The sequence below is a fragment of the Rhodococcus sp. UNC363MFTsu5.1 genome (assembly GCF_000686785.1).
In the GTDB taxonomy this organism is placed as follows: domain Bacteria; phylum Actinomycetota; class Actinomycetes; order Mycobacteriales; family Mycobacteriaceae; genus Rhodococcus_G; species Rhodococcus_G maanshanensis.
Genome location: NZ_JMLO01000024.1, coordinates 14,756 through 36,998 on the forward strand (window position 1 = coordinate 14,756; position 22,243 = coordinate 36,998).

General features: G+C 70.4%; 21 protein-coding genes. 12 read left to right on the forward strand and 9 right to left on the reverse strand.

What is annotated here, in order from left to right:
- Positions 1-63 precede the first annotated feature (63 nt).
- The 6 genes from BR31_RS0118220 to BR31_RS0118245 all read left to right on the forward strand — a co-directional run bounded on the left by BR31_RS0118220 (position 64) and on the right by BR31_RS0118245 (position 4,481).
- Complete coding sequence (locus BR31_RS0118220; RefSeq protein WP_027502230.1) at positions 64-456, forward strand: hypothetical protein; 393 nt, start codon at positions 64-66, stop codon at positions 454-456.
- Positions 457-564: 108 nt separating this feature from the next.
- A complete protein-coding gene (locus BR31_RS0118225) occupies positions 565-1,002 on the forward strand; it encodes an SRPBCC family protein (RefSeq protein ID WP_027502231.1) in 438 nt (145 codons plus the stop codon).
- Positions 1,003-1,043: 41 nt separating this feature from the next.
- The gene (locus BR31_RS0118230; protein WP_269321360.1) at positions 1,044-2,258 is read left to right on the forward strand and encodes an ArsA family ATPase; all 1,215 of its coding nucleotides are present in this window, start codon (positions 1,044-1,046) and stop codon (positions 2,256-2,258) included.
- On the forward strand, positions 2,255-2,647 hold the full coding sequence (locus BR31_RS0118235) for a hypothetical protein (protein ID WP_027502233.1): 393 nt from the start codon (positions 2,255-2,257) through the stop codon (positions 2,645-2,647). The genes BR31_RS0118230 and BR31_RS0118235 overlap by 4 nt, the downstream gene beginning before the upstream one ends.
- Before the next feature lie 2 nt (positions 2,648-2,649).
- Entirely contained in the window at positions 2,650-3,624 is a 975-nt protein-coding gene (locus tag BR31_RS0118240; RefSeq protein WP_027502234.1) for an ROK family protein, read from the forward strand.
- A 119-nt stretch (positions 3,625-3,743) separates the two neighbouring features.
- Positions 3,744-4,481: a lysophospholipid acyltransferase family protein gene (locus BR31_RS0118245; RefSeq protein ID WP_027502235.1), complete on the forward strand. Its 738-nt coding sequence runs from the start codon at positions 3,744-3,746 to the stop codon at positions 4,479-4,481.
- Here the strand turns inward: BR31_RS0118245 and BR31_RS0118250 are convergent.
- Complete coding sequence (locus tag BR31_RS0118250) at positions 4,478-5,716, reverse strand: glycosyltransferase 87 family protein (protein WP_231496559.1); 1,239 nt, start codon at positions 5,714-5,716, stop codon at positions 4,478-4,480. The genes BR31_RS0118245 and BR31_RS0118250 overlap by 4 nt on opposite strands.
- A gap of 174 nt (positions 5,717-5,890) precedes the next feature.
- Here BR31_RS0118250 and BR31_RS0118255 point away from each other — a divergent pair, with 174 nt between their 5' ends.
- The 4 genes from BR31_RS0118255 to BR31_RS0118270 all read left to right on the forward strand — a co-directional run bounded on the left by BR31_RS0118255 (position 5,891) and on the right by BR31_RS0118270 (position 9,608).
- Positions 5,891-6,382: a polyadenylate-specific 3'-exoribonuclease AS gene (locus BR31_RS0118255; RefSeq protein WP_027502237.1), complete on the forward strand. Its 492-nt coding sequence runs from the start codon at positions 5,891-5,893 to the stop codon at positions 6,380-6,382.
- Positions 6,383-6,433: 51 nt separating this feature from the next.
- Entirely contained in the window at positions 6,434-7,819 is a 1,386-nt protein-coding gene (locus BR31_RS0118260; protein WP_027502238.1) for a class II 3-deoxy-7-phosphoheptulonate synthase, read from the forward strand.
- 138 nt (positions 7,820-7,957) lie between these two features.
- Entirely contained in the window at positions 7,958-8,716 is a 759-nt protein-coding gene (locus tag BR31_RS0118265) for a VOC family protein (protein ID WP_027502239.1), read from the forward strand.
- Positions 8,717-8,783: 67 nt separating this feature from the next.
- Positions 8,784-9,608: an HAD family hydrolase gene (locus BR31_RS0118270; protein WP_027502240.1), complete on the forward strand. Its 825-nt coding sequence runs from the start codon at positions 8,784-8,786 to the stop codon at positions 9,606-9,608.
- A 112-nt stretch (positions 9,609-9,720) separates the two neighbouring features.
- On the opposite strand, the gene BR31_RS0118275 is transcribed toward BR31_RS0118270, so the two are convergent.
- Both BR31_RS0118275 and pknB read right to left on the reverse strand, forming a co-directional pair.
- Positions 9,721-10,599, reverse strand: coding sequence for an esterase/lipase family protein (locus BR31_RS0118275; RefSeq protein ID WP_051637555.1), 879 nt, complete (start codon positions 10,597-10,599; stop codon positions 9,721-9,723).
- 163 nt (positions 10,600-10,762) lie between these two features.
- The gene (gene pknB, locus BR31_RS0118280) at positions 10,763-12,802 is read right to left on the reverse strand and encodes a Stk1 family PASTA domain-containing Ser/Thr kinase (protein WP_027502242.1); all 2,040 of its coding nucleotides are present in this window, start codon (positions 12,800-12,802) and stop codon (positions 10,763-10,765) included.
- Between the two features lie 167 nt (positions 12,803-12,969).
- Here pknB and BR31_RS0118285 point away from each other — a divergent pair, with 167 nt between their 5' ends.
- Complete coding sequence (locus tag BR31_RS0118285; protein WP_027502243.1) at positions 12,970-13,338, forward strand: Rv2175c family DNA-binding protein; 369 nt, start codon at positions 12,970-12,972, stop codon at positions 13,336-13,338.
- A 79-nt stretch (positions 13,339-13,417) separates the two neighbouring features.
- Here BR31_RS0118285 and BR31_RS0118290 read toward each other — a convergent pair whose 3' ends face one another.
- The 4 genes from BR31_RS0118290 to BR31_RS0118305 all read right to left on the reverse strand — a co-directional run bounded on the left by BR31_RS0118290 (position 13,418) and on the right by BR31_RS0118305 (position 18,785).
- A complete protein-coding gene (locus BR31_RS0118290) occupies positions 13,418-14,365 on the reverse strand; it encodes a phytoene/squalene synthase family protein (RefSeq protein WP_037177189.1) in 948 nt (315 codons plus the stop codon).
- 1 nt (position 14,366) lies between these two features.
- On the reverse strand, positions 14,367-15,971 hold the full coding sequence (locus BR31_RS29170; RefSeq protein WP_051637543.1) for an alpha-(1->6)-mannopyranosyltransferase A: 1,605 nt from the start codon (positions 15,969-15,971) through the stop codon (positions 14,367-14,369).
- A gap of 154 nt (positions 15,972-16,125) precedes the next feature.
- Positions 16,126-17,670 (reverse strand): phytoene desaturase family protein, encoded by a 1,545-nt coding sequence (gene crtI, locus BR31_RS0118300; protein ID WP_156042540.1) that lies wholly within the window; start codon positions 17,668-17,670, stop codon positions 16,126-16,128.
- Entirely contained in the window at positions 17,670-18,785 is a 1,116-nt protein-coding gene (locus BR31_RS0118305; protein ID WP_051637556.1) for a polyprenyl synthetase family protein, read from the reverse strand. Before BR31_RS0118305 ends, crtI begins: the two co-directional genes overlap by 1 nt.
- A gap of 134 nt (positions 18,786-18,919) precedes the next feature.
- Between BR31_RS0118305 and metF the strand changes: the two genes are divergently transcribed.
- Complete coding sequence (gene metF, locus BR31_RS0118310) at positions 18,920-19,843, forward strand: methylenetetrahydrofolate reductase [NAD(P)H] (RefSeq protein WP_051637544.1); 924 nt, start codon at positions 18,920-18,922, stop codon at positions 19,841-19,843.
- Positions 19,844-19,901: 58 nt separating this feature from the next.
- Here the strand turns inward: metF and BR31_RS0118315 are convergent, their stop codons facing one another.
- Positions 19,902-20,600 (reverse strand): LppM family (lipo)protein, encoded by a 699-nt coding sequence (locus BR31_RS0118315; protein ID WP_051637545.1) that lies wholly within the window; start codon positions 20,598-20,600, stop codon positions 19,902-19,904.
- Between the two features lie 57 nt (positions 20,601-20,657).
- Positions 20,658-22,235 carry a phytoene desaturase family protein gene (locus tag BR31_RS0118320; protein WP_027502249.1) on the reverse strand — a complete coding sequence of 526 codons (1,578 nt, stop codon included), beginning with the start codon at positions 22,233-22,235 and terminating at the stop codon, positions 20,658-20,660.
- Positions 22,236-22,243 lie beyond the last annotated feature (8 nt).

The window sequence follows — 22,243 nt, forward strand, 5'->3', positions numbered from 1 at the left end:
CTTTAACCCGTGTCGATCGGCCCTGGCCCGCACCCGCCACGCGGAGTGTGTGAAGCTAATCCGGTGAGCAGCATTCAGGTCTCGGACCAGACCTTCATCGCGGCGCCGCCGGCATCGGTCGCGGAGTCGATCGGCGTGGTGTCGAAATGGCGTCGCTGGTGGCCGGATCTCCAGATCACCGTGCGGGAGGACCGAGGCGAGAAGGGGATTCGCTGGACGGTCGCGGGCGCGTTGACCGGAACCATGGAGGTCTGGCTGGAGCCGGAGCTCGACGGCACGATCGTGCACTACTTCCTGCACGCCGAGCCGACCGGAGTCGGCCCCGCGGAACTGGCCGAGCTCGATCTCGCGGCCCTCACCCGGGCGCGCCGCGTCGCGGGCAAGGTGATGACCTTCGGCACCAAGCGTGAGCTCGAGGCGGGCCGGCCTGCGGGAGAGTCGCCGACCGCCAGGTGATCGCCCGACCGACGGTGCCGTCGGTCGTTGTGCGCGCACGTCGGTTTCGTGTGTGATGGGTTCGAGTGCATTCGTGGCCGTCCTGGAGTGAAAGGAAGCGTTGGTCGTATGGCCGACAAGACCAAGAGGTCGATCAGCATCGCCGCTCCCTCGAGTCGGGTGATGGACGTGATCGCCGATTACGACGCGTACCCCGAGTGGGTGGCCGCGGCGAAGTCAGTCGAGGTGCTCGCCCGCGGGTCGAACGGTCGCGCGCGACGGGTTCGGTTCGTGCTGGACGCCGGGATGGTCAAGGACACCTACGAACTCGACTTCGACTGGGCGTCTGACGGGAAGTCCGTGCGCTGGTCGCTGGCCTCTGCCGAGATCCAGAAGTCGCAGGACGGCTCGTACACCCTCGAGGACCTGCCGGACGGGACCACCACGGTCACCTACGAGCTGACCGTCGACCTGAACATCCCGATGATCGGGTTGTTCAAGCGCAAGGCAGAGAAGGCGATCACCGACACCGCCCTCAAGGAATTGAAGAAGAGGGTCGAAGGCTGACCGGGCGCGGCTCCGATGCGAACACCCAGATCCGGTTCTTCATCGGTAAGGGTGGCGTCGGGAAGACGACACTGGCGGCCGCGACCGCGATTGCGCTGGCGCGCACCGGAGACCGGGTCCTGCTGATCTCCCTCGATCGGGCGCACTCGCTGACCGATGTGCTCGCGCTGGACCGGACGGCCGCAACGACGGGGACGGGAATCGTCGCCGTGGCGCAGGGGCTCGAGGTGCTCGAACTCGACACGCTGACCCTGCTCGAGGATCGACTGGTCGCGCTGTCGGCGCTGATCCCGAGCGGCGCCGAACACGAGCACGGTTCTGCGCTCTCGCTGCCCGACCCGCAGGAACTGACGGGGTTGCCAGGCGCCGAGGAGTTGCTCGGGCTGGCCGAGGTCGCCCGGCTCGCGCACGGAGGGGACTGGGACGCCGTGCTGGTCGACTGCCCGCCGACCGGTGATCTGCTGCGCCTTCTCACGGTTCCCGACATGGTGCACGACTACCTCGAGCGGATCTGGCCCCGGTACCTCAGGGCCACGGTGCCCGGCGCGCAGCGCTCGCAGGCGATCGCCGCGCTGCTGGTCGACCGTCTCAGCGACTTCACCCTTCCGGTCCGGGCGATGCTCGCGGACCGCCAGAACACCTGTGCGCGAATGGTGCTCACCGCCGATGCGGTTGGCGTGGCGCAGGCGCGGCGTATCGCGGCGGCGATGTCCGTGCTCGGCGTGCGAGTCGACGGCGCGATCGTGAACAAGGTTCTGCCGCAAAATGATCCGGGGTCGGACGCCGGCACGGACCATCCGGCACTGCGCTGGTATGCGGAGCGTGCGGAGCGCGAGCGTGCGCAGCTCGATTCGCTGGCTGCCGCGCTCGGCGGGCTGCCGGTCCGCACGGCCGACGAGAATGCCGTCGAGCCGGTAGGGTTTGACTCTCTTGCCGCGCTCGCCGATGCGCTGTATCCGGCCGGGGTCGATCCGCTGACCGCCGCGGACGACGATTCGACGGCGGCGAGAGTGGAACTGGAGTCAGGGTCGGGGGTGGAATCGGTGTACGCGCTGCGTCTGCGCATGCCGCTGGTCGACCCGTCCACGTTGACCCTCGGCAGGGTCGAGGACGATCTGGTGGTCGGCGCGGCAGGGGTTCGGCGCAGGGTCAGGCTGGCGTCGGTGCTCCGCCGCTGCACCACGGTCGGCGCCCAGTTCGAGGACGGCGACCTCGTGGTCCGGTTCCGGCCCGACCCGCAGGTCTGGCCGCTGTGAGCGACGATCACGCGGACCTGGTCGCCGAGCTGCGGGCGCTCACGCACGCGGCATTCGATCGGCTGGAGCCGCTGCTGCAGAAGGCGTCCGAGGCCGCCGCTGCCGCCGCGAGCCCCGACGGCGGCGAGCCGGGGCCGTACGGGTGCAGTTGGTGCCCGGTGTGTGCGCTTGCAGCGCTGGCACGAGGGGAGCAGCACGACCTGATCACGCTGCTCGGTTCGCAGGCCGCGGTGCTGCTCGCCCTGCTCCGGCAGATCCTGGACGAACACGGGGCGCATCCCGACCCCGACGGCGGGCCAGACGGGTCGACGGCCGGTCCCGGCGCAGACGCGCAGGGCGCTCGCCCGAAGTTCGTCCCGATCTCGGTTCAGGTCGAGCACAATCGGTGACCATGGGCACGCGCACCGGCGGTCGGACCGCTCTCACGATCGGCATCGACGTCGGCGGAACCAGCATCAGGGCGGCGGTGGTCGACGCCGACGGTCAGGTGCTCGACTCGGCCTTGGCGCCGACCCCGCGGTCGGCGCAGGCGCTGGAGGACGGGCTCGACCGCGCGGTCAGGGAGCTCTGCGCGCGGCACGAGATCGCCGGGGTCGGCCTCGCGGTGGCGGGCTTCATCACCCCTGACCGGTCCACGGTGCGTTTCGCGCCGCACCTGCCGTGGGTGGACGCCCCGGTCGCGCGCGACCTCAGCGATCGCCTCGGCATGCCGGTGATCCTCGAGCACGACGCCAATGCGGCGGCGTGGGCGGAGTACCGGTTCGGTGCCGCGGCAGGCGGCCACAACGTGCTGATGATGTCGATCGGGACCGGGATCGGTGCGGGCCTGCTGATCGGCGGCGCGCTCTACCGGGGCAGCCACGGGGTGGCACCCGAACTCGGTCATGTGCAGGTGATGTCCGGTGGACGGCCCTGCGCCTGCGGCAAACGCGGCTGTTGGGAGCGCTATTGCAGCGGCACCGCGCTGGTGGACACCGCGATCGAGTTGCTGGCCGCCAATCCCGCCGAGTCGACGATCCTGGCCCGCGAGGTGGCCGGGAACCCGGGGGGCCTGACCGGTCGCCGAGTCGCGGGCGCGGCACAGGACGGCGACAAGGTGGCGATGGCGACGATGGCGGAGTTCGCGCGCTGGCTGGGTGTCGGGCTCGCGATGGTGAGCGATGTCTACGACCCCGACCTCGTGGTGATCGCGGGCGGTGTCGCCAGTTCGGCTCCGCTCTTCCTCGACGATGCGCGCGATCACTACGCCACGCTCATCACCGGATCCGGGCATCGCCCCTTGGCCCGGATCAGGCCGACCCAGCTCGGCGAGGCGGCGGGGATGATCGGCGCTGCCGAACTCGCTCGCGAGGCGCTGGAATCCTGACCCCGCTCGCGACGACACCGGTGGCCGGGTGCCCCTCCGGTGGCCACATCAACCTGCCGTGAGTACAGTCATCACACGAGAAACATAGCGTGAGCACGGATGACTTCGGGAAGGGTGCCATGTGGTACTGGCTGGTCAAATACATCTTTCTCGGGCCGATCCTGCTGGTGCTCGGGCGCCCGACTATCGAAGGCGCCGAACACATTCCGACCAACGGTCCGGCGATTCTCGCGAGTAATCACCAGGCCGTGATGGACTCGTTCTATCTGCCGCTGAAGTCGCCGCGCCGGATCACCTTCCTGGCCAAGAGCGAGTACTTCACCGGTACCGGACTCAAGGGCAGATTCCAGCGCTGGTTCTTCTCCGCGGTCGGCCAGGTGCCGATCGACCGGACCGGTGCCGACGCGGCACAGGATGCGCTCAACGCCGGTATGAAGGTGCTCGGCGACGGCAAGCTGCTGGGGATCTACCCCGAGGGCACCCGCTCCCCGGACGGCCGGCTGTACAAGGGCAAGACGGGCATGGCGCGGATGGCGCTGCAGTCCGGCGTTCCGGTCATCCCGGTCGCGATGATCGGCACCGACAAGCTGAACCCGATCGGCTCGCGCTTCCCGCGTCCCGCGAAGATCGTGATCAAGATCGGCGAGCCGATCGACTTCTCGCGCTTCAACGGCATGGGTGGGAACCGCTTCGTCGAGCGCGCGGTCACCGACGAGGTCATGTACAAGCTGATGGCGCTGTCCGGTCAGGAGTACGTCGACATCTACGCGGCCACGCTCAAGAACAAGCCCGCCGAGACGGCGACGGCCGCACCCGCGCCCGTCGCCGACCGGATCCCGGACACCCGGGCCAGCTAGGCAGGGGCGGGCACCCTCGACCGCTCGTCTGCGGCGATCCGCCTCGCCCTGCCCGTGACGCCGACCGTGGCGACCAGCACCAACGTCACCAGGCCCCACCACACGTACGACGAGGCCAGGAACTGATCCCACAGCGGCCAGCCGAGGCCACTGGTCCGGCCGGGCGCCAGCCGCCAGTGCGGGGCCACCACGAACAGAGCCACTCCGCCTGCGACCCACACCGCCCAGCCGAGGCTGCGTCGCGTGTAGGCGAGGTGCCCCAGGATCAGCAACGTCGGGACCACCCAGACCCAGTGGTGTGACCACGACACCGGGGAGGCCAGGAGCCCGAACAGTGCGGTCATGGTGAGCGCGAGGGCAGGCATGCCAGCGGCCAGCGCCCGGCGTGCGGCCAGGACCGTGACGATCAGAACCGCCGCGCTCGCCAGGATCCACAGCGGGGTACGCAGCGAGGGGTCGAGGCCGAGGCGGGCGAGCATGCCGGTGATCGACTGGTTCGCGGGGTAGGCGGGCCTGCCGATCCGGTTGGAGTCGATGAGGGTGTCGGTCCAGTACTGCTTGGAATCGGTGAACGAGACCGCGAAGCCGATGGCCGTGCCTGCGAGGAAGCTCACCGCCGTGACCGCGGTGGCCCGGAAGTCCTTGCGCAGCAGGAAGTAGAGCACGAACACCGCGGGCGTGAGCTTGACCGCGGCGACGAGACCGACCAGCGCGCCGCGCGGCCACGGCGTCTTCTTGAGCAGGCAGTCGGCGGCGACCAGGGCCATCAGCACGATGTTGATCTGGCCGTAGTCGAGGGTGGAGTACACCGGCTCCAGCGCCATCGCACCGGCGAACGCCGCCCCGGCCGTCCACAGCAGGGTGCGCTCCGGCAGCACCCCGATGGAGGTGAGGGTGACGACCGCGGTCGCGAAGAGCAGTACGAGCGAGAGCGCGGTCAGGGCGGTGCTGGCTTCCCCGAGGCTGATCGCGGACATCGGACTGAACACGATCGCGGCGAGCGGGGGATAGGTGAACGGGAGCGACTTGCCGAGGGCGGTCGGCGGCATCTGACCGTAGAGCGCGACGCCGTTCGCCAGCGCGGTGCCGCCGATGCGGTACACGTCGAGGTCGATCCGGTAGTAGCTGCCGAGGTGCCGCAGGCCGGGGAAGCCGACGAGGTTGTAGATCACGCCGATGGCCGCGGCGATCAGGATGCCGACGCGGGCCGCCGGCCCGTCGACGAGGCGACGGATTCGCGCCGCTGAACCATCCGGCTCTCGATCGGCGCCTGCCGCCGCTGTTTCGGCTGCCGTTGTGTCGGTGCTCACGTGCTCGCGGGGAGCGGTCTGATCCTGGCCAGGCACCAATCGTCCTTCGGGTCGGGGGCGGTGGTCGTGGGGAAGTGCCGGGCGGCATAGTCTGCCCGGGTGCGCTACTTCTACGACTGCGAGTTCATCGAGGATGGTCGCACAATCGACCTGGTTTCGATCGGCGTGGCCGCCGAGGACGGCAGAGAGTTCTACGCCGTCTCCACCGAGTTCGACCCCACAAAGGCGGGCAAGTGGGTGCGGGCCAACGTCCTGCCGAAGCTGCCGCAGCCGTCCTCGCCGCTGTGGCGCTCGCGCGCCCAGATCCGCGACGACCTGCTGAAGTTCCTGGTTCCGCGCCCCGGCGTCACGCCGGAGCTGTGGGCCTGGATCGCGGCATATGACCACGTCGCGCTCTGCCAGTTGTGGGGGGACATGACCGCGCTGCCGCGCTCGCTGCCGCGGTTCACCCGCGAGTTGCGTCAGTACTGGGAGGACAGCGGGTCGCCGGCCCTGCCGTCGGCTCCCGCCGACGCGCACGACGCGCTGGCCGACGCCAGGCACAACCTGGTCAAGTACGAGGCGATCCGTGCTTCGCTCACGATTCGCTGACTAAATGGCCCCTTTGCGCACCGCGATCGGCGTAGCGAATATCCTGTACTGGTGAACTGGACTGTCGATGTTCCGATCGACCGCTTGCCCGAACTCCCGCCGCTGCCCGCTGCGATGCGCCAGAAGCTCGACGAGGCGCTGAGCAAGCCTGCCGCTCAGCAGCCGACCTGGCCCGAGGACGTGGCCGCCGCGATGCGCACCGTGCTCGAGAGCGTCCCGCCGATCACGGTCGCGAGCGAGGTGGAGGCGCTGCAGAACAACCTCGCCGAGGTTGCCCGCGGCGAGGCCTTCCTGCTCCAGGGCGGTGACTGCGCGGAGACGTTCGCGGACAACACCGAGCCGCACATCAAGGGCAACATCCGCACCCTGCTGCAGATGGCCGTCGTGCTCACCTACGGGGCGAGCCTGCCGGTCGTCAAGGTCGCGCGGATCGCCGGCCAGTACGCCAAGCCGCGTTCGTCGAACATCGACTCGCTCGGGCTGCAGTCGTACCGGGGCGACATGGTGAACTCGCTCGTCGCCGAGGAGTCGGTGCGGGTCCACGACCCGTCCCGGCTGGTCCGCGCGTACGCGAACGCCAGCGCGGCGATGAACCTGGTGCGCGCGCTCACCGGCGCGGGCATGGCCGATCTGCACAAGGTGCACGACTGGAACCGGGAGTTCGTCGCCTCGTCCCCCGCGGGTGCCCGGTACGAGGCGCTCGCCGCCGAGATCGACCGCGGCCTGCAGTTCATGAACGCGTGCCGGGTCACCGACCCGAGCCTGCACCACGCACAGATCTTCGCCAGCCACGAGGCGCTCGTCCTCGACTACGAGCGGGCGATGCTGCGGCTCGACAACGACGACGACCACCCGAAGCTGTACGACCTGTCGGCGCACTTCCTGTGGATCGGCGACCGGACCCGCCAGCTCGACGGCGCGCACATCGCATTCGCCGAGCTGCTCGCGAACCCGATCGGCCTCAAGATCGGCCCGAGCACCACCCCCGAGATGGCGGTCGAGTACGTCGAGCGGCTCGACCCGACCAACAAGCCCGGCCGGCTCACGCTGATCTCGCGGATGGGCAACGGCAAGGTGCGCGACCTGCTGCCCGCGATCATCGAGAAGGTGCAGGCCACCGGTCACCAGGTGATCTGGCAGTGCGACCCGATGCACGGCAACACCCACGAGGCGTCCACCGGCTACAAGACCCGCCACTTCGACCGGATCGTCGACGAGGTGCAGGGCTTCTTCGAGGTGCACAACGGACTCGGCACCCACCCGGGTGGCATCCACGTCGAACTGACCGGCGAGAACGTCACCGAGTGCCTCGGTGGCGCTCAGGACATCTCCGACCTGGATCTGTCGGGCCGCTACGAGACCGCGTGCGACCCGCGGCTCAACACCCAGCAGTCCCTCGAGCTGGCCTTCCTCGTGGCGGAGATGCTGCGCGGCTGAGCCGTCCGATTCCGCACAACGGCCCGCACCCCGACCAGGGGTGCGGGCCGTTGTGTCACGCCGAGATGGTGTCGGTGGCCGGCGTTACGGTTGGGCCGATCGAATCGCGTACCCAACCATCGCAGTGAGGGGCACATCATGAAGATCACCGAACCGACGCTGGGGACCCCGTGCTGGGCCGAGCTCGGCACGACCGATGTCGCGGCGGCGGGAGAGTTCTACGGAGCGCTGCTCGGGTGGAAGCCGGAAACGGATCCGAACCCGGAGGCAGGCGGTTACACGATGATGCTGCTCGAGCAGGACCCGGTGGCCGCGGCCAGCCCGCTCTACCAGGAGGGTCAGCCCGTCGCGTGGACGGCCTCGATCGCGGTGGCCGACGTGGATGCGACCGCGCGGGCGGCCACGGCAGCAGGAGGTTCGGTGATCGCCGAGCCGATGGACGTGTTCGATCTCGGCAGGTTCGCGGTGCTCGCCGACCCGGCGGGTGCGGTCATCTCGATCTGGCAGGGCCGCAAGTTCCACGGCGCGGGCCGGCTGAACGAGACCGGGGCGCTGTGTTGGATCGAGCTGCGCACCCGCGACACCGCGGGGGCGATCGAGTTCTACCGCACCGTGTTCGGCTGGACGGTCACGCCGGGCGACGGATACACCCAGTGGGGCCAGGGCGGCACGGATTTCGGCGGCATGATGGCGATGGGCGAGGACTTCCCCGAGGGCATTCCGCCGCACTGGGCGCTGTACTTCGGCGTGGACGACGTCGACGCCGCGGTCGAGGAGGCGACGGGCCTGGGCGGGGCCGTGCACGTGCCGGGCACCGACATCCCCGGGACCGGGCGGTTCGCGGTCCTGACGGACCCGCAGGGCGGCGCGTTCGCGGTCTTCCGTCCTCAAGACTGAGAAAGGCGATGCAGGCCCGGATGGGCGGGCCTGCATCACGCGGGGGACGGCTGGCATCATGTCGGAAGTGACCGGTATTCGACTCCTCGCCACCGATCTCGACGGCACCCTGCTGCGGTCGGACCGATCCATCTCACGACGGACCACCGAAGCGATGTCGGCGGCGGCCCTGGCCGGGATCGAGATCGTGTGGGCGACCGCGCGGGCCCGTCATTCCGTCCACGAACTCGCGCTCGAGTGCGGCTTTCGCGGCAAGGCGATCTGCGCCAACGGTGCGGTCGTGCTCGACCTCGCCGACGGCACTCCACGCATCACCGCGACGACCTCGATCACGACGGCCGCGGCGACGACGGCGATGGGCCGCGTGCGGACGCTCATGCCGGGTGTGGTGTTCGCGAATGTCGGCCCCACGAGTTTCGTCGCCGAACCCGAGTACGCGGCACTCTGCGAGTTCGCCGACCATCACCGGCATCCGCACGAGATGTCGCTCTCGGAGCTGCTGCCCGCCCTGGAGGAGCCGATGGTCAAGATCGTCGTGCGGCACCCCGAGGTGTCCAGTGCGGAGCTGTACCGCGCCGCCGTCGCGGCGGGCGTCGACGGAGTCGAACTGACCCATTCGGGCGCGCCCTACGTCGAGATGGCCCCGTCAGGGGTTTCGAAGGCGAGTGCCCTCGCGGAGCTGTGTGCGGCCGACGGAATCGGGGCGCACGAGGTCGCCGTCGTGGGCGACGGGATCAACGACATCCCGATGCTGTCGTGGGCCGGTACCGCGCTGTGCCCGTCGAACGCGCTGCCGGAGGTGGTCTCGCTCGCCGACCGGGTCCTGGCAGGCAACGACGACGACGGTGTCGCCCGCTACCTCGAGGAGCTCGTGGGGGCGTCCGGCCGGTGAGCGGTTCCGGCCGCGGGCGGACCGCGGTTACCGGCATCGCGCCCTCGTCGGGTGTTCAACGGGGTGCCTTGGCGTCAGAAGGAGTGCGCACCCGTGCGGGCGGTGCGGCGATTCACTCTCGTCCGCACGGCACCTCACGCTGATTGGCCGGGTCGAGGGCATTGAGCACCATGTAGGCCGCCCGCTTGGTGCCGGTGAGCTCGAAGTGATCCGACGTGTCCTGTTCGCAGCCGTCCTGGACGACGATGTTGGTGACGTCGTAGCCCGGCAGACCGGGGACCATGCCCTGGGTGTACGGCACAACCTGTTCGTCGTATCGGGTGCCGATGTTGGTGTACTCGATGCCCTTGAGGTAGGGGGTCCCGTCGGCGTTGACCTCGTTGATCAACTCGGACCCGGCCACGAACTGGCCGCATGCCTGACAGATCGGGAACGCGGTGTCCGGAAGCCCCAATCGTTCGAAGAGTGCGGGTAGCCCGTCGCCGCCGGACACTCTCGTTCCCAGCCACAGGGGAGCCAGAGACACGTAGTTGGTGATCGTCGACCGCCCGCCGAGGACCTTCGCGTAGTACTCCGGCATGAGCGTGCCCTGCGAATGACCCACGATGTCCACTGTCGAAGCCCCCGTCGCGGTCAGGATCCGATCGACGAACTCTCCGAGTTGTCGGGCGCTGCTCTCGATCGGATTCATCGCGCCGATCGCGGATACCGGCCACGGTCCTGGAATGGCGCCGTAGGTCAGGTTGAACACGCAGAATCCGGCGTTCTTGAGCATCGGGACGTAGGCACTCCAGGTGATCTGCTCTCCGCCTGCCGTTCCGTGCACCAACACGACGGGTCGCGGGTGGGCCGTGGTGGGCTTGCATCCGAAGTCGTTGGACCCGGGCAGCGAGCCGCCCGGATTGGTCCGTTCGTTTGCGAAGCCCGCGGAGTAGCTGAAGTTCTCGGGAAGCGGATCGGCATCTGCCACAACCGTTCCGAACGACGACATCAACGCGATCAGCGAGCACGCCAGGACCGCGGCGCGCGGTGCTCGGAACAATTTGCCTCCGACTGTTTTACGAGGCACCGAACATATCGATCGTTTTGTTGTTTGTACTGGCAATAGTCGAATTGTGGTGGCCCGCTGTCGCAGTCGTGCGGAGCCTTCCGTGCTACGGCACCGCGACGAGTGACACGGTGGTGCCCGCCTCGACGCGGGTTCCCGGTCCCGGGCTCTGGGTGAGGACCAGTGACCGGTCGGAGTCGGTGACCTGCCTGATCTGCGGCACCATTCCGAGGCCCGTCAGTTCCTCGCGGGCGGAGCCAACCGTGCGCCCGAGCATCGAGGGCAGTCGCACGGCAGTCGACACGATCAGCGTGACGCTCGATCCGGCCCCGACCTCGGTGCCGGTCGACGGATCGGTACCGATCACGTCGCCGCCGTCGACGCCGCTGTCGAACTCTTCCCTGGTCTCGCCGACGGTGATGCCGACGGCGTCCAGCGCGGCCCTGGCCTCATCGGCGGACTTGCCGCGCACGTCCGGCATCCGGACCGGCGGCGAACCCTTGCTCCGGATCATCTGGACCTGCGACCCGACGTCGAGCACGGTGCCAGGACCCGGCTTCAGCGCCGCCACACCACCATTGGGCACCTTGGTGCTGAACGCCTCACCGCCCTCGACAGGTACAAAGGTGCGCTCGCGGAGCACCCGCTCGACCTGGTCCGGGTCGCCGCCCGCGGGCAGCTCGGGTACCGCGGGCCTGCCGAGCGACACCAGCAGGGCCACCACCGACTCCTTCGGCACGCGAGACCCGGCGGCGGGATCGGTGCCGAGCAGGGTATCGACCGGGGCGCTGTTCGAGTACTCGCCGCGGATCTCGGTGCTCAGCCCCGCGGCCTCGATCGTCGATGTCGCCGACGCGCGGTCAAGGCCGTCGATGGAGGGCACCGCCGCGTACCGGCCGGACCCCATCCACCAGCCGCCGAATCCGACCGCGACCCCGAGCAGCAGGATCACGAGCAGCCACACCATGATCGTGCGGCGCGAGCGCTGACGCTCGGCCGCGAAATCGGGGAACTCGTACTGGGCGGGGTCGCGGCGGTGCTGTCGGGTCGCAGCGGGGTCGAGGTCCGGCTGCGGGAACTCCGGCGGGCGCGCGGTCAGGTCGGTGACCACCTTGGTGGGCTGCGGGCCCGCGTGCTGGATGCCGGGGTGCACCGCGGTTGGCGCGGCCGAGGCCAGTGCCGTCGTCGCGTCGTCGCGTCCGGCCGTTGCGGTTGCAGGCGGCGGCAGCGCGCCCGCGACCTGCATGGCCGCGCTGAGGTGCTGCGCGGACCGTCGCGGTGCGGGTACCCGGTAGGCGGGCAACTGCAGCTGGTGGCTCACCGAACGCAGCGCCGCCGCCATCTCGCCGGCGTTGGTGAACCGCTCCTCGGGGTCACGGGCGGTCGCCTCGAGCACCAGCTGGTCGAACTCCTGCGGCACCCCTGCGATCTGGGAACCCGGGCTCGGCACGTCGGCGTTGATCCGCTGATAGGCGATCGAGAGCGAGGTGTCGCCGGTGAACGGCGTTCGGCCGGTGAGCATTTCGTACAGCAACACGCCGGTCGCGTACACGTCGCTGCGGGCGTCGGCGTTGCCGGTGGTGACCTGTTCGGGGGAGAGGTAGGCGGCGGTCCCGAGGATCACGCTGCTGGAGGTGGCGTTGGATCCCGCGACCGCGCGAACCAGGCCGAAGTCGGCGATCTTGACCTCGCCCGAGTCGGAGATCAGCACGTTCTCCGGCTTGATGTCGCGGTGGACCAGTCCCGCGCGGTGCGCGACCGCGAGCGCATCGAGCACCGGTCCGGTCACCGCGGCAGCGGCGTGCGGCGGCATCGGGCCGCGCTCGCGCAGCAGCTCGCGCAGCGTCCCGCCCGCGACCAGCTCCATCACGAGGAACGCGTGTTCGCCGTCGATGCCCTGGTCGTACACGGCGACCAGCCCGGGATGGGTCAGCCGGGCCACCGCGCGGGCCTCGAACTCGAATCGGGCGACGAACTGGGGGTCGTGCGCGAACTTCGGGTCCATGACCTTGATCGCGACCGGCCGGTCGAGCCGCATGTCGAGGCCGCGGTAGACCATCGACATCCCGCCGCGCGCGATCGGGGAGTCCACCCGATAGCGGCGGTCGAGCAGTGTGCCGATCAGCGCCTGATCTCCTGGCCCCACCCGCGCTTACCCCGTTTCTGTTCTGCTCGGTGATCCACCGCAGCAGTTTCGACAATGTCCGCATCGATGGTAGCCAGCGGGCCGCCCGCCCGGTGCCGACGGCGCGGCGGCCGCGGTGCGCGGACCGCCCATGACGTACCGCGCACCGACCCGATACCGTTACCGGTGTGAGTGCAATCCCTTATAGCGACGACGTCCTCGATCCCTCGGTGGAGCTGCTGCAGCTCGCGGATGTGGCCAAACTGCTCGGAATCGTCGTCACCCGGGTGCACCAGATGCTCCGCGACGGCGAGCTGATCGCGGTCCGTCGCGATGGCGTCATCGGCGTTCCCGCGACCTTCTTCACCGACGGCGGCGAGGTGGTCCGGCTGCTGTCCGGTCTGCTCGTGGTCCTGCGCGACGGCGGATACAGCGAGGAGGAGATCCTGCGCTGGCTGTTCACCGAGGACGAGACCCTGCCGGGCGCCCCTGTCGACGCGCTGCACACCGACCTCGCCCGCGAGGTGGTTCGCCGCGCCCAGGCGATGGCCTTCTAGAGCGCTTACCCCAGGTGATGTCGAGGTCGCCGGGTCGGGCCGCTCGTCGAGCGCCCGCAACCCGGCGGCTCGAGAAGCTCTAGCCGCGGGCGGCCGCGACCGCGGACTCCAGTAGCCGCGGCGCGACGAGCGTCAGACGACGCCGCCTCGGCACAACCGCCCGGCGGTCGAGCACCAGGTAACCGCTCGTCTCGATCTCGTCGAGGATCGCGGAGTACAGGTCGAACGCGGCGGTGATCGCGGGCCGTGCCCGCGGATCGAGCATCGCCAGTCCCGGCCGGGCATCGCGGTAGCCCGACCGGTTCAGTGCGACGAAGTGGGCGAGGGCCCGCCTGACCCGGGGGTGCGTTGCGCCGGTGGACTGGCAGTGGCGCAGGAGGTCGCCGTCCACGTCGAACGCGGACAGCTCCTCCGACGGCAGGTAGATGCGTCCACGCCGGAGGTCCTCGCCGACGTCGCGGATGAAGTTGGTGAGCTGGAAGGCCTCGCCGAGCGCGGCGGCCGCGGGCTCGGCCTCGGCGCGCGCGGTCACCGTGCCGAGGATCGGCAGCATCTGCTTCCCGATCGCCGCGGCCGAACCGTGCATGTAGCTGCGGAGCTCGTCCATCGAGGTGTAGACGGCCCGGAAACCGGGCGCGCCCGGCAGGTCCATCCGCATGGACCCGAGGAACGCGGTGAAGTGCTCGAGCGGGATGGAGTACCGGCCGATGGTGTCGGCCACCGCGAGCACGACCGGCCGGATGTCCCCGGTCCTGGTGCCAGCGACGGCGGCCGTCAGCTCGGATTCGATCCTGTCGAGTTCGGCAAGGCAGTCGCCTGCGGGACGGCCACCGGGCGCGTCGATGTCGACGAGGTCGTCCACGGTGCGGGCGAACCCGTACAACGCGTACACGGCCGGCCTGCGGTGTTCGGGTAGCAAACGGGTGGCGAGCGCGTAGCTGCGGCCGTGCTCGGCCGTCAGCCCCTCGCAGTATCGGTAGGCTGCTCCGAGATCGCTCGCCGCCGCGCGGTCGTCCAGTGTCGTCATCTCAGTCCCGGACGGGGGCCGCGCCCTGGTGGGTGTCCCAGGCGTCGGCGACGGCGGGCGCCGAGCGCAGCCGCAGCGGATCGACGGTCACCAACGACTTGGCCGCGACGACCGCCGCGAAGGTCGCGAGCAGCACGTGGACGAAGGTGTACAGCCCGATCGAGCCGTCGGGCTGGAAGACCAGCATCAGCCAGGTGGACAGGCCGACCAGGATCATCAGAGTGGTGGTGGACATCGCGAAGCCCGCCGCGATCGCCAGCGGCCACGAGTAGTACCAGGGCAGCGCAGCGGGGGAGAGCACCACGATCGCGACCAACGCGACCAGGATGCCGAGCACGGCCTGCTTGGGCGTGGTGCGGAACCGCCACCACACCGTCAGCAGGATCGCCACCAGCGCGATCGCGCACAGCATCCGGGTCACCTCGAGTACCGGGGCCAGCCGCAGGTCGGCGAACGGGGAGGTGCCGACGGTGACGAAGTGCGCCAGCATCGTCGGCAGCGAGAGCCAGTTGATGATCTTCGCCGAACCCTGCAGCGCGGTCAGCCATCCGATGCCGACGCCCGCAACCGCCGAACAGATGGCGAACACGGCGGCGAAGATCGCGAAACCGGCGCCCGCGGTGCGGGCGAACAGGGCGAACGGAGCCGCAGGCTCACGACCTTCGGCCTTGGCTTTCTCGCGCTCGTGGTACATCCAGATCCACACGATGAACGGCAACGCGATTCCGGCCATCGCCTTGACCGCGACGCCGAGGGTGACGATCGCGATGCCGGCCGCGTGCTTGCGGTCGAGCGCCAGCGTCACGCCTGCGACCATCAGGCCGACCATCAGCAGCTCGTTGTGCACGCCGCCGATCAGGTGGATCAGCACCAGCGGGTTGAGCACCGCCAGCCACAGCGCGATCGCCGGGTTGCCGCCCAGCTGACGGGCCAGCCGCGGCAGCGCCCACACCATCAGCGCCAGGCCGGGCAGCATGGTCAGCCGCAGCATCATGGTCCCGGCGATCACGTTGTCCCCGGTGATCGAGGTGATGCCCTGACCGAGCAGCAGCGACACCGGTCCGTACGGGGCGGTGGTGGTGGTCCAGACGTTGCTCACGTTGTCGAGCAGGATGCCGGGGTTGACCACAGGGCCGACCGCGTACGGGTCGAAGCCGTCGCGCAGCAGCGCGCCCTGCGCCAGGTACGAGTACGCATCCCGGCTGAACATGGGCACCGACAGCAGCAGCGGCGCCGTCCACGCCGGGACCACCCAGCGCAGCTCGTGCAGCGTGGTCGTGCCGCGGAGCGTGCAGCGGCCGAGGCGGACCCACGCCGCGATCATCAGCAGCACACCGACCCATACGAGGATCGTCGACAGGATCAGGCCGTGCCCGAAGCGCAGCCAGGACAGGTGCAGCGCCTCCAGGAGCGGATCCTCACGCCGAACGCTGCCCGAGCCGAAACCGCCGAAGGTGATCATCGACGCGCCGACCAACCCGAGGATCGCGGCGTGCCCCGCCTCGCTGCGCGCGAACCCGGCGACCGCGCGGAGACGCCCGGCGTCCTTGGCCCGGTCGTGGCTGTCGCCGATTTGCCTGTCAGCAGCGGAGAGTGGGGACGTCATCGGTACGGATCTTCCCCCATGGCTGTGCGTTGAGCGCGGTCCGGCCGGGCGGGGCCGGTCTGCGGAATGCGTGGACAGCTGGTCAGTTTAGTGGCTCGGTGTTCCGCAGCGGGAAACGCCTTGATCCCGCGCGGTGTGTCTGTGACCTGGCGCGCTATTCGCCCGCGATCCGCTGGGCGGCCAGCTTCCCGGAGACGAGCACGGTCGGCACCCCGACCCCAGGGGTGGTTCCTGACCCGGCGAGCACCACGTTCTCGGCTCCGGTGTCCAGGTTCCCCCGCCGGAACGGTCCGGTCTGGGCGAAGGTGTGCGCTGCCGCGAACGGGGTGCCGGCGGACATCCCGCGATCGGCCCAGGTCTGCGGGGTGTCGATCAGGTCGACCAGGAACGACTCGGCGATCCCGGTGTATCCGCGCCGCTCCAGCTCGACGAGCAGTTCGCCGACGTAGGGCCGCCCGAGGGCGGCCCAGTCCAGTGGGGCGCTGTGCAGGTTCGGGCACGGGGCCAGCACCGACAGGGGTTCGTGGGGTTCGCCGTCACGGTCGATCAGCAGCCCCGGGTCGGTGACCGCGGGTCGGGTGAGCAGCAGGGACGGGTCGCTCATCAGCCTGCCGCGGCCGCGGCGCGCGGTGATCTCGGCGAACGTCTGCTCCCAGGCCGCCCCGAAGTCGATGGTGTGGTGGCCCGAATCGGGCCAGCGCGCGGCGACGGCGGCGGGGATGGTGCCGTGCGCGACGACCGCCGAGGGGGAGTACCGGACCGGCCGACGCGGCCAGGTCCGACGGGGGAGCAGGGCGCTCCCGCCGCCGAGGTCCGCGGTCAGGACGACCGCGTCGACGTCGAACCCCGACCCGTCGGCGGTGATCACCCGCCTCGCGCGACCGTTCCCGTAGTCGATCCGGCTCACCTCGGTCCCGAGCGCGAGGGTGCCGCCCGCGGTGGTGAAGGCGTCGGCCATGGCCTCGGCGATCGCCCGCATGCCGCCGTCGGGGAAGTACACGCCCATCGAGGTGTCCATGTGCGCGATCGCGCCGTAGATGCCGAGCGCCCGCGCCGGGCTCAACCCGGCGTAGAGCGACTGGAAGGTGAAGATGCGCTGCAGCCGGGGGTCGCGGAGGTACCTCTCGACGCGCGGCCCCAGCCTGCCGAAGCCGCCGATCCGGACCAGGGTCGACAGGTCCGCGATGGCCGCGCGCGAGCGGACCAGGTCGAGCGGCGAGTCGAAGTTCGCGTCGATGAACCGGTCGAACTCGGCCGTGAAGATCCGCTCCAACCAGGAGCGCAGCCGGCGGTATCGGCGTGCCTCGTCGGGACCGCACGCCCGGGCGACCTCCGCCGCCATCGCCTCGGCGTCCGAGTGCACGGCGATCGCCCCGCCGTCCGCGAACCGGGCGTGATATGCCGGGTCGAGCCGGCGAAGGCGCAGTGGCGGGGACACCGACCCGAAGTCGGCCCCGACCGCGGCGAGCGCTTCGGCGACGAGCTCCGGCATGGTGAGAACGGTTGCGCCGCTGTCGATCTGGTAGCCGGGGCCGTCGTACACGCCGACCCGGCCGCCGACCGACCTGTCGCGTTCGAGGAGGGTGACCGTGCGGCCGCTGCCGAGCAGGTGCAGCGCCGCCGACAGTCCGGACAGGCCTGCCCCGACGACCACGACGTGATCGGTGCGACCGGGGACCGTGCGCAGGCTCACGCCGATCAGGCCGTGCGACGGGTGGCGGCCAGCGCCATCGCGCGCAGGCTCTGCTTGGCCGTCTCCGTCGCGGTGCTCGTATCGAGGGCGCTCAGGCCCCTGGCGGTGAGCTCGTCGATGCGGCGCTCGACCTCGTCGACCGCGCCGAGATCGGTGATGATCGCGCGCAGCCGCTGCACCTGCTCCTCGGTGAGGTCGGTGCCGATGCTGCGACGCAGCACGTCCGCGGTGCCCCGGTCGGTGGCGTCGGCGCGGAGCAGGGCCTCGGCGAACAGCACGGTCCGCTTGCCCTCGCGCAGGTCGTCGCCGGAGGGCTTCCCGGTGACCGCGGGGTCCCCGAACACCCCGAGCAGGTCGTCGCGGAGTTGGAAGGCGATGCCGATGTCGGTGCCGAACTCGCGATAGGCGGCGATCAGATCCGGATCGGCCGCGGCGAGGGCGGCACCGAGGTGCAGCGGTCGCTCGATCGTGTACGCCGCCGTCTTGTAGCGGTTGATCCGCAGCGCAGCGGCCACCGACTCGTCGGCGGTCACCTCGGTGCTCACGTCGAGGTACTGGCCCCCGAGGACCTCGGTGCGCATCGCCGACCACACCGGACCGAGCCGGGACTGGGCGGCCGCGTCGACCCCGGACTCGCGGACCATGTCGTCTGCCCATGCCAGTGCGAGATCGCCGAGCAGGATGGCGACGGATTCACCGAATTTCGCCGGTTCGCCGGACCACCCGCCCGAGCGGTGCCGGTCGGCGAACTCGACGTGCAGGGTGAGAAAGCCCCTGCGGGTGCGGGAGGAGTCGATGATGTCGTCGTGCACGAGTGCGCAGGCCTGGACCAGCTCGAGCGCGGAGCAGGCCCGCAGCACCGCGGCGGCGTCGGGGCCGGTCGGATCGCCGCCCGCGCCCAGCCAGCCGGTCCAGGCGAACGCGGGCCGGACCCGCTTGCCGCCGCGCAGGACGAAGGCCTCCAGTGCGGTCGTGGCGTCGGTGAACGTGCCGCCGACGGCATCGGTCATCGGCCTGCGGCTGTCGAAGAACTCGCGCAGCGCCGTCTCGACGGCGGCGGGCAGCGACTCGGTGGCCTCGGGGGAGGCGGCGTGGGCGGACAGGGTGTCCTCCTCGGTGATTGCCCCGGGAAATTGCCCTGGGAACGTGATCGTCTCCCTCACCCTAGTGGTCCGTCGAAGTCGCCCTCATCGCCCGCCACTATGATTGTCGGGTGACATTCGATGCCGTCAGGGGACGGTCAAGCGAGGGCTGGGTGACCCAGACCCCGTCGATCGTGGACCGGATCGGTTCGAGTGGCGGGCGGATCCCATTCTCGGTGGAGTTCTCGCCGCCGCGCGATGCCGATGCGGAGGCGCGTCTGTGGCGCGCGGTCCGCGAGTTCGAGCAGATGCAGCCCGCGTTCGTCTCGATGACCTATGGGGCGGGCGGATCGACGAGGGACCGGACCGTGCGCGTCACCGGTGCCCTCGCCGAGGAGACCACGCTGCTCCCGGTCGCCCACCTGACCGCCGTCGGCCACAGCGTCGACGAACTGCGTGCGATGGTCGGGGCCTATGCGGACCGCGGCATCAGCAACATCCTGGTGCTGCGCGGCGATCCGCCTGGCGATCCGCTCGGCGAGTGGGTCCGGCATCCCGAGGGCGTCGAGTACGCCGAGGAGCTGGTCCGGCTGGTCCGCGACCTCGGCGACTTCCACGTCGGTGTCGCGTCCTTCCCGGAGGGGCACTTCCGCGCGCCGGACCTCGACCACGACACCAGGTACCTCGTCTCCAAGCTGCGTGCCGGCGCCGAGTACTCGATCACCCAGATGTTCTTCGACGTCGAGGACTACCTGCGGCTGCGCGACCGGGTGTCCCGGTACGACGCCGAGCAGGGCGCCAAGCCGATCATCCCGGAGATCATGCCGATCACGTCGCTGCGCTCGGTCAAGCGGATGGTCGAACTGTCCGGATCGCAGCTGCCGCGCGAGCTCGCCGAGCGGCTCGATCGCGCGGCGGGCCACGGACCCGAGGAGAACCGCGCCGCGGTCCGTGAGATCGGCATCGAGCTCGCCACCGAGATGAGCGAACGGTTGATCGCCGAGGGTGCTCCCTGCCTGCACTTCATCACGCTGAACTTCGCCCGCGCGACCCGCGAGGTGCTGGCCCGCCTCGGACTGGCCAGCTCGGTCAGGTAGCGCCCCGCGCCCGTGCGCGTGTTGCACCCCACCCGGGGTGCAACACGCGCACGGTGCGTCAGCGCCTCGGGTGGCGGCTGAAGTACGCCATCGCGCCGACCACGAGCGCGACGCCGAGCGTGACGCCGGCGACGATGCCGGCCCAGCCGGCGAAGCCGCGGGTGCTCGGGTCGGCGTAGCGGGTCTCCGCGCGGAGCGTGCTGACTTCGCCGGGCGGCAGCTTCCAGGTGACGATGGAGTCGGCGTCGCGGGTTCCGTTGGTGGTGTTCACCCGCGCGGGGAAGGCGACGCTGAACTGGACGTCGCTGCCGTCGGGGACCGACTTGAGGTCCGCCTTGCCCTCGAGGACCACGACGTCGCCGTTGCGCCGGAAGTCCAGCTGGATGGAGCTGCCGGTCTGGCTGGACATCGCCCCGAGCTGCTGCACCTCGCCGAAGGTCAGGTCGCTGAAGAAGGCCTGACTGCCGACGAAGCCGTCCTGCTTGTACGCCTGCACCCGGACCTTCTGCGTCAACGAGTCCGGCGGGATCAGCTCCGGGCCCTTGTCGTTGTCGTCCGTGGGAACCGTCGCGGCGACGATCTGTCCCGACACCCTGTCGTCGGGTGAGACGCCGAGTGACGCCTGGACCCTGAGGCACCCGCTGAGCAAGGGGATGCAGATCAGGAGGAGTACGGACAGGGCGAACAGTCGGACGCGGGATCGACTTCGGACATCGGAGTGGGGCTGCTGCACAGCGTTATCGTGCCAGGCAGCCATGCGAGTGTCAGGCGGTAGGGGTGCGCGGCGTGGCGGATCCGGCGGATCCCGGCCCGCTCATCGGCGCAGTACCCGGCGCAAGCCTCCGAACCGGGCGTCGGACAACGCGATCCGCGCGGCGCTGCGCCCGCTCGAGCCGGACACTCCGCCACCCGGGTGGGTGGACGCGCCGGTCAGGTACAGCCCCTTCGCGCCCGGCACCCGGTGTCCCGACAGTTCCGGAAGGGGGCGCCACATGAACATCTGGTCCAGCGACATCTCGACGTGCATCACGTTGCCGCCGATCAACCCCATCTCGGACTCGAGGTCCGCGGGGGTCTGCACCAGCCGGTGTCGCACCGAGTCCGTGAATCCCGGTGCCAGCCGCTCGATCTCGGCGACGATCCGGTCACCCTCGGATTCGGCGAGGTCCGCCCAGTCGCGTCCGCCGGTGAGGGCGTAGGGATGCCACTGCGACCACAACGTCGCCTGGTGCTCGCCTGCGGGGGTCAGGCTCGGGTCGATCCCGCTGAAACTCATGGCGAGGACCGCTGGAACGGGTGGCAGCTCGCCAGCCAGCGCCGCGCCGTGCGCGAGCCTCAGCTGTGCGCGATCGGAGACCAGCAGCTGCAGCCCGGAGGTGACGGTGTCGCCCGCAGGGGCGCTGGGATAGGAGGGGAGCGAATCGGTTCCGAGCCGGACCACCATTCCGATCCCCGGCCCGACCCGGATCCGGCGGCGCCACCCGTCCAGTTGCGTCCGGTCGTGGCCGCCGCGCTCGAGCAGGTCGAGGGTGGTCAGGATGTGGCAGCCGGCCACCACCGTCCTGGCGCGTACCTCCCGGCCCCCGGCGGTGCGGACCGTCCAGCCGTTCGGCGTGCGGCGCAGCTCGGTCACCGCGTCGCCCAGTCGCACCGATCCACCGTCCGCGGCGAGCCGCGACGCCAGGGCCCTGGTGAGGGCGCCGCTCCCGCCGACGGCCCGGCCCGGCGGCAGGGTGTGCATCAGCGCCGCGAACCCGACCATCGGGGCGGTGCCCGGCTCGGACATCGGTGGACCCGACTGCGCACCGAACCAGGCCAATGCCGCCTTGAGGCGCTCGTCGTCGAAGTAGTTGTCCAGCAAGCTGTCCCCGGAGGCGAGAAACTCCCGCGAGAAGGCCGCGGCGCCTGCGCCCCGGTCCAGGGTGCCGAACGAGCGGGCCAGCCTCCCGCCGGTCGGCGGACCGGCGAACGCCCGCATCACGCCCGCGGTGCGCGGACCCCAGGTCTCGACGAATTCCCGGTACGCCCTCGCGTCGGCGGCCCCGCAGGACGCGGCGATGGAGGCGCAGGTCCCTTCGAGGCTGCGGTGGAAGACGATGCCCGGCCGGCCGGATTCGGGCGGAGCGGGCGCGAATGCCCATGGGTCGCAGTCGATATAACGCAGCCCGTGCGAGGCGAGGTCGAGGTCCTCGATGATGGCGGTGTGCCGGATCATGATGTGCGCGGACGAACCACGGTCCACCTGATGGCCGGGGAACCGCTCGACGGTGGACACCGCGCCGCCGAGCACGGTGTCGCGCTCGAGCACCTCGACCGACCAACCCGACCGGGCGAGGTAGCACGCCGACACCAGCGCATTGTGTCCGGATCCCACCACCACCGCGTCGATCATCTGTCCAG

What these genes read in the sequence shown, in the direction of transcription:
- BR31_RS0118225 (WP_027502231.1), top strand. Translation starts at nt 565, where the DNA reads ATGGCCGACAAGACCAAGAGGTCGATCAGCATCGCCGCTCCCTCGAGT.
- BR31_RS0118240 (WP_027502234.1), top strand. Translation starts at nt 2,650, where the DNA reads ATGGGCACGCGCACCGGCGGTCGGACCGCTCTCACGATCGGCATCGAC.
- BR31_RS0118245 (WP_027502235.1), top strand. Translation starts at nt 3,744, where the DNA reads ATGTGGTACTGGCTGGTCAAATACATCTTTCTCGGGCCGATCCTGCTG.
- BR31_RS0118265 (WP_027502239.1), top strand. Translation starts at nt 7,958, where the DNA reads ATGAAGATCACCGAACCGACGCTGGGGACCCCGTGCTGGGCCGAGCTC.
- BR31_RS0118275 (WP_051637555.1), bottom strand. Translation starts at nt 10,599, where the DNA reads ATGTCGTCGTTCGGAACGGTTGTGGCAGATGCCGATCCGCTTCCCGAG.
- BR31_RS0118290 (WP_037177189.1), bottom strand. Translation starts at nt 14,365, where the DNA reads ATGACGACACTGGACGACCGCGCGGCGGCGAGCGATCTCGGAGCAGCC.
- BR31_RS29170 (WP_051637543.1), bottom strand. Translation starts at nt 15,971, where the DNA reads ATGACGTCCCCACTCTCCGCTGCTGACAGGCAAATCGGCGACAGCCAC.
- BR31_RS0118315 (WP_051637545.1), bottom strand. Translation starts at nt 20,600, where the DNA reads ATGGCTGCCTGGCACGATAACGCTGTGCAGCAGCCCCACTCCGATGTC.
- BR31_RS0118320 (WP_027502249.1), bottom strand. Translation starts at nt 22,235, where the DNA reads ATGATCGACGCGGTGGTGGTGGGATCCGGACACAATGCGCTGGTGTCG.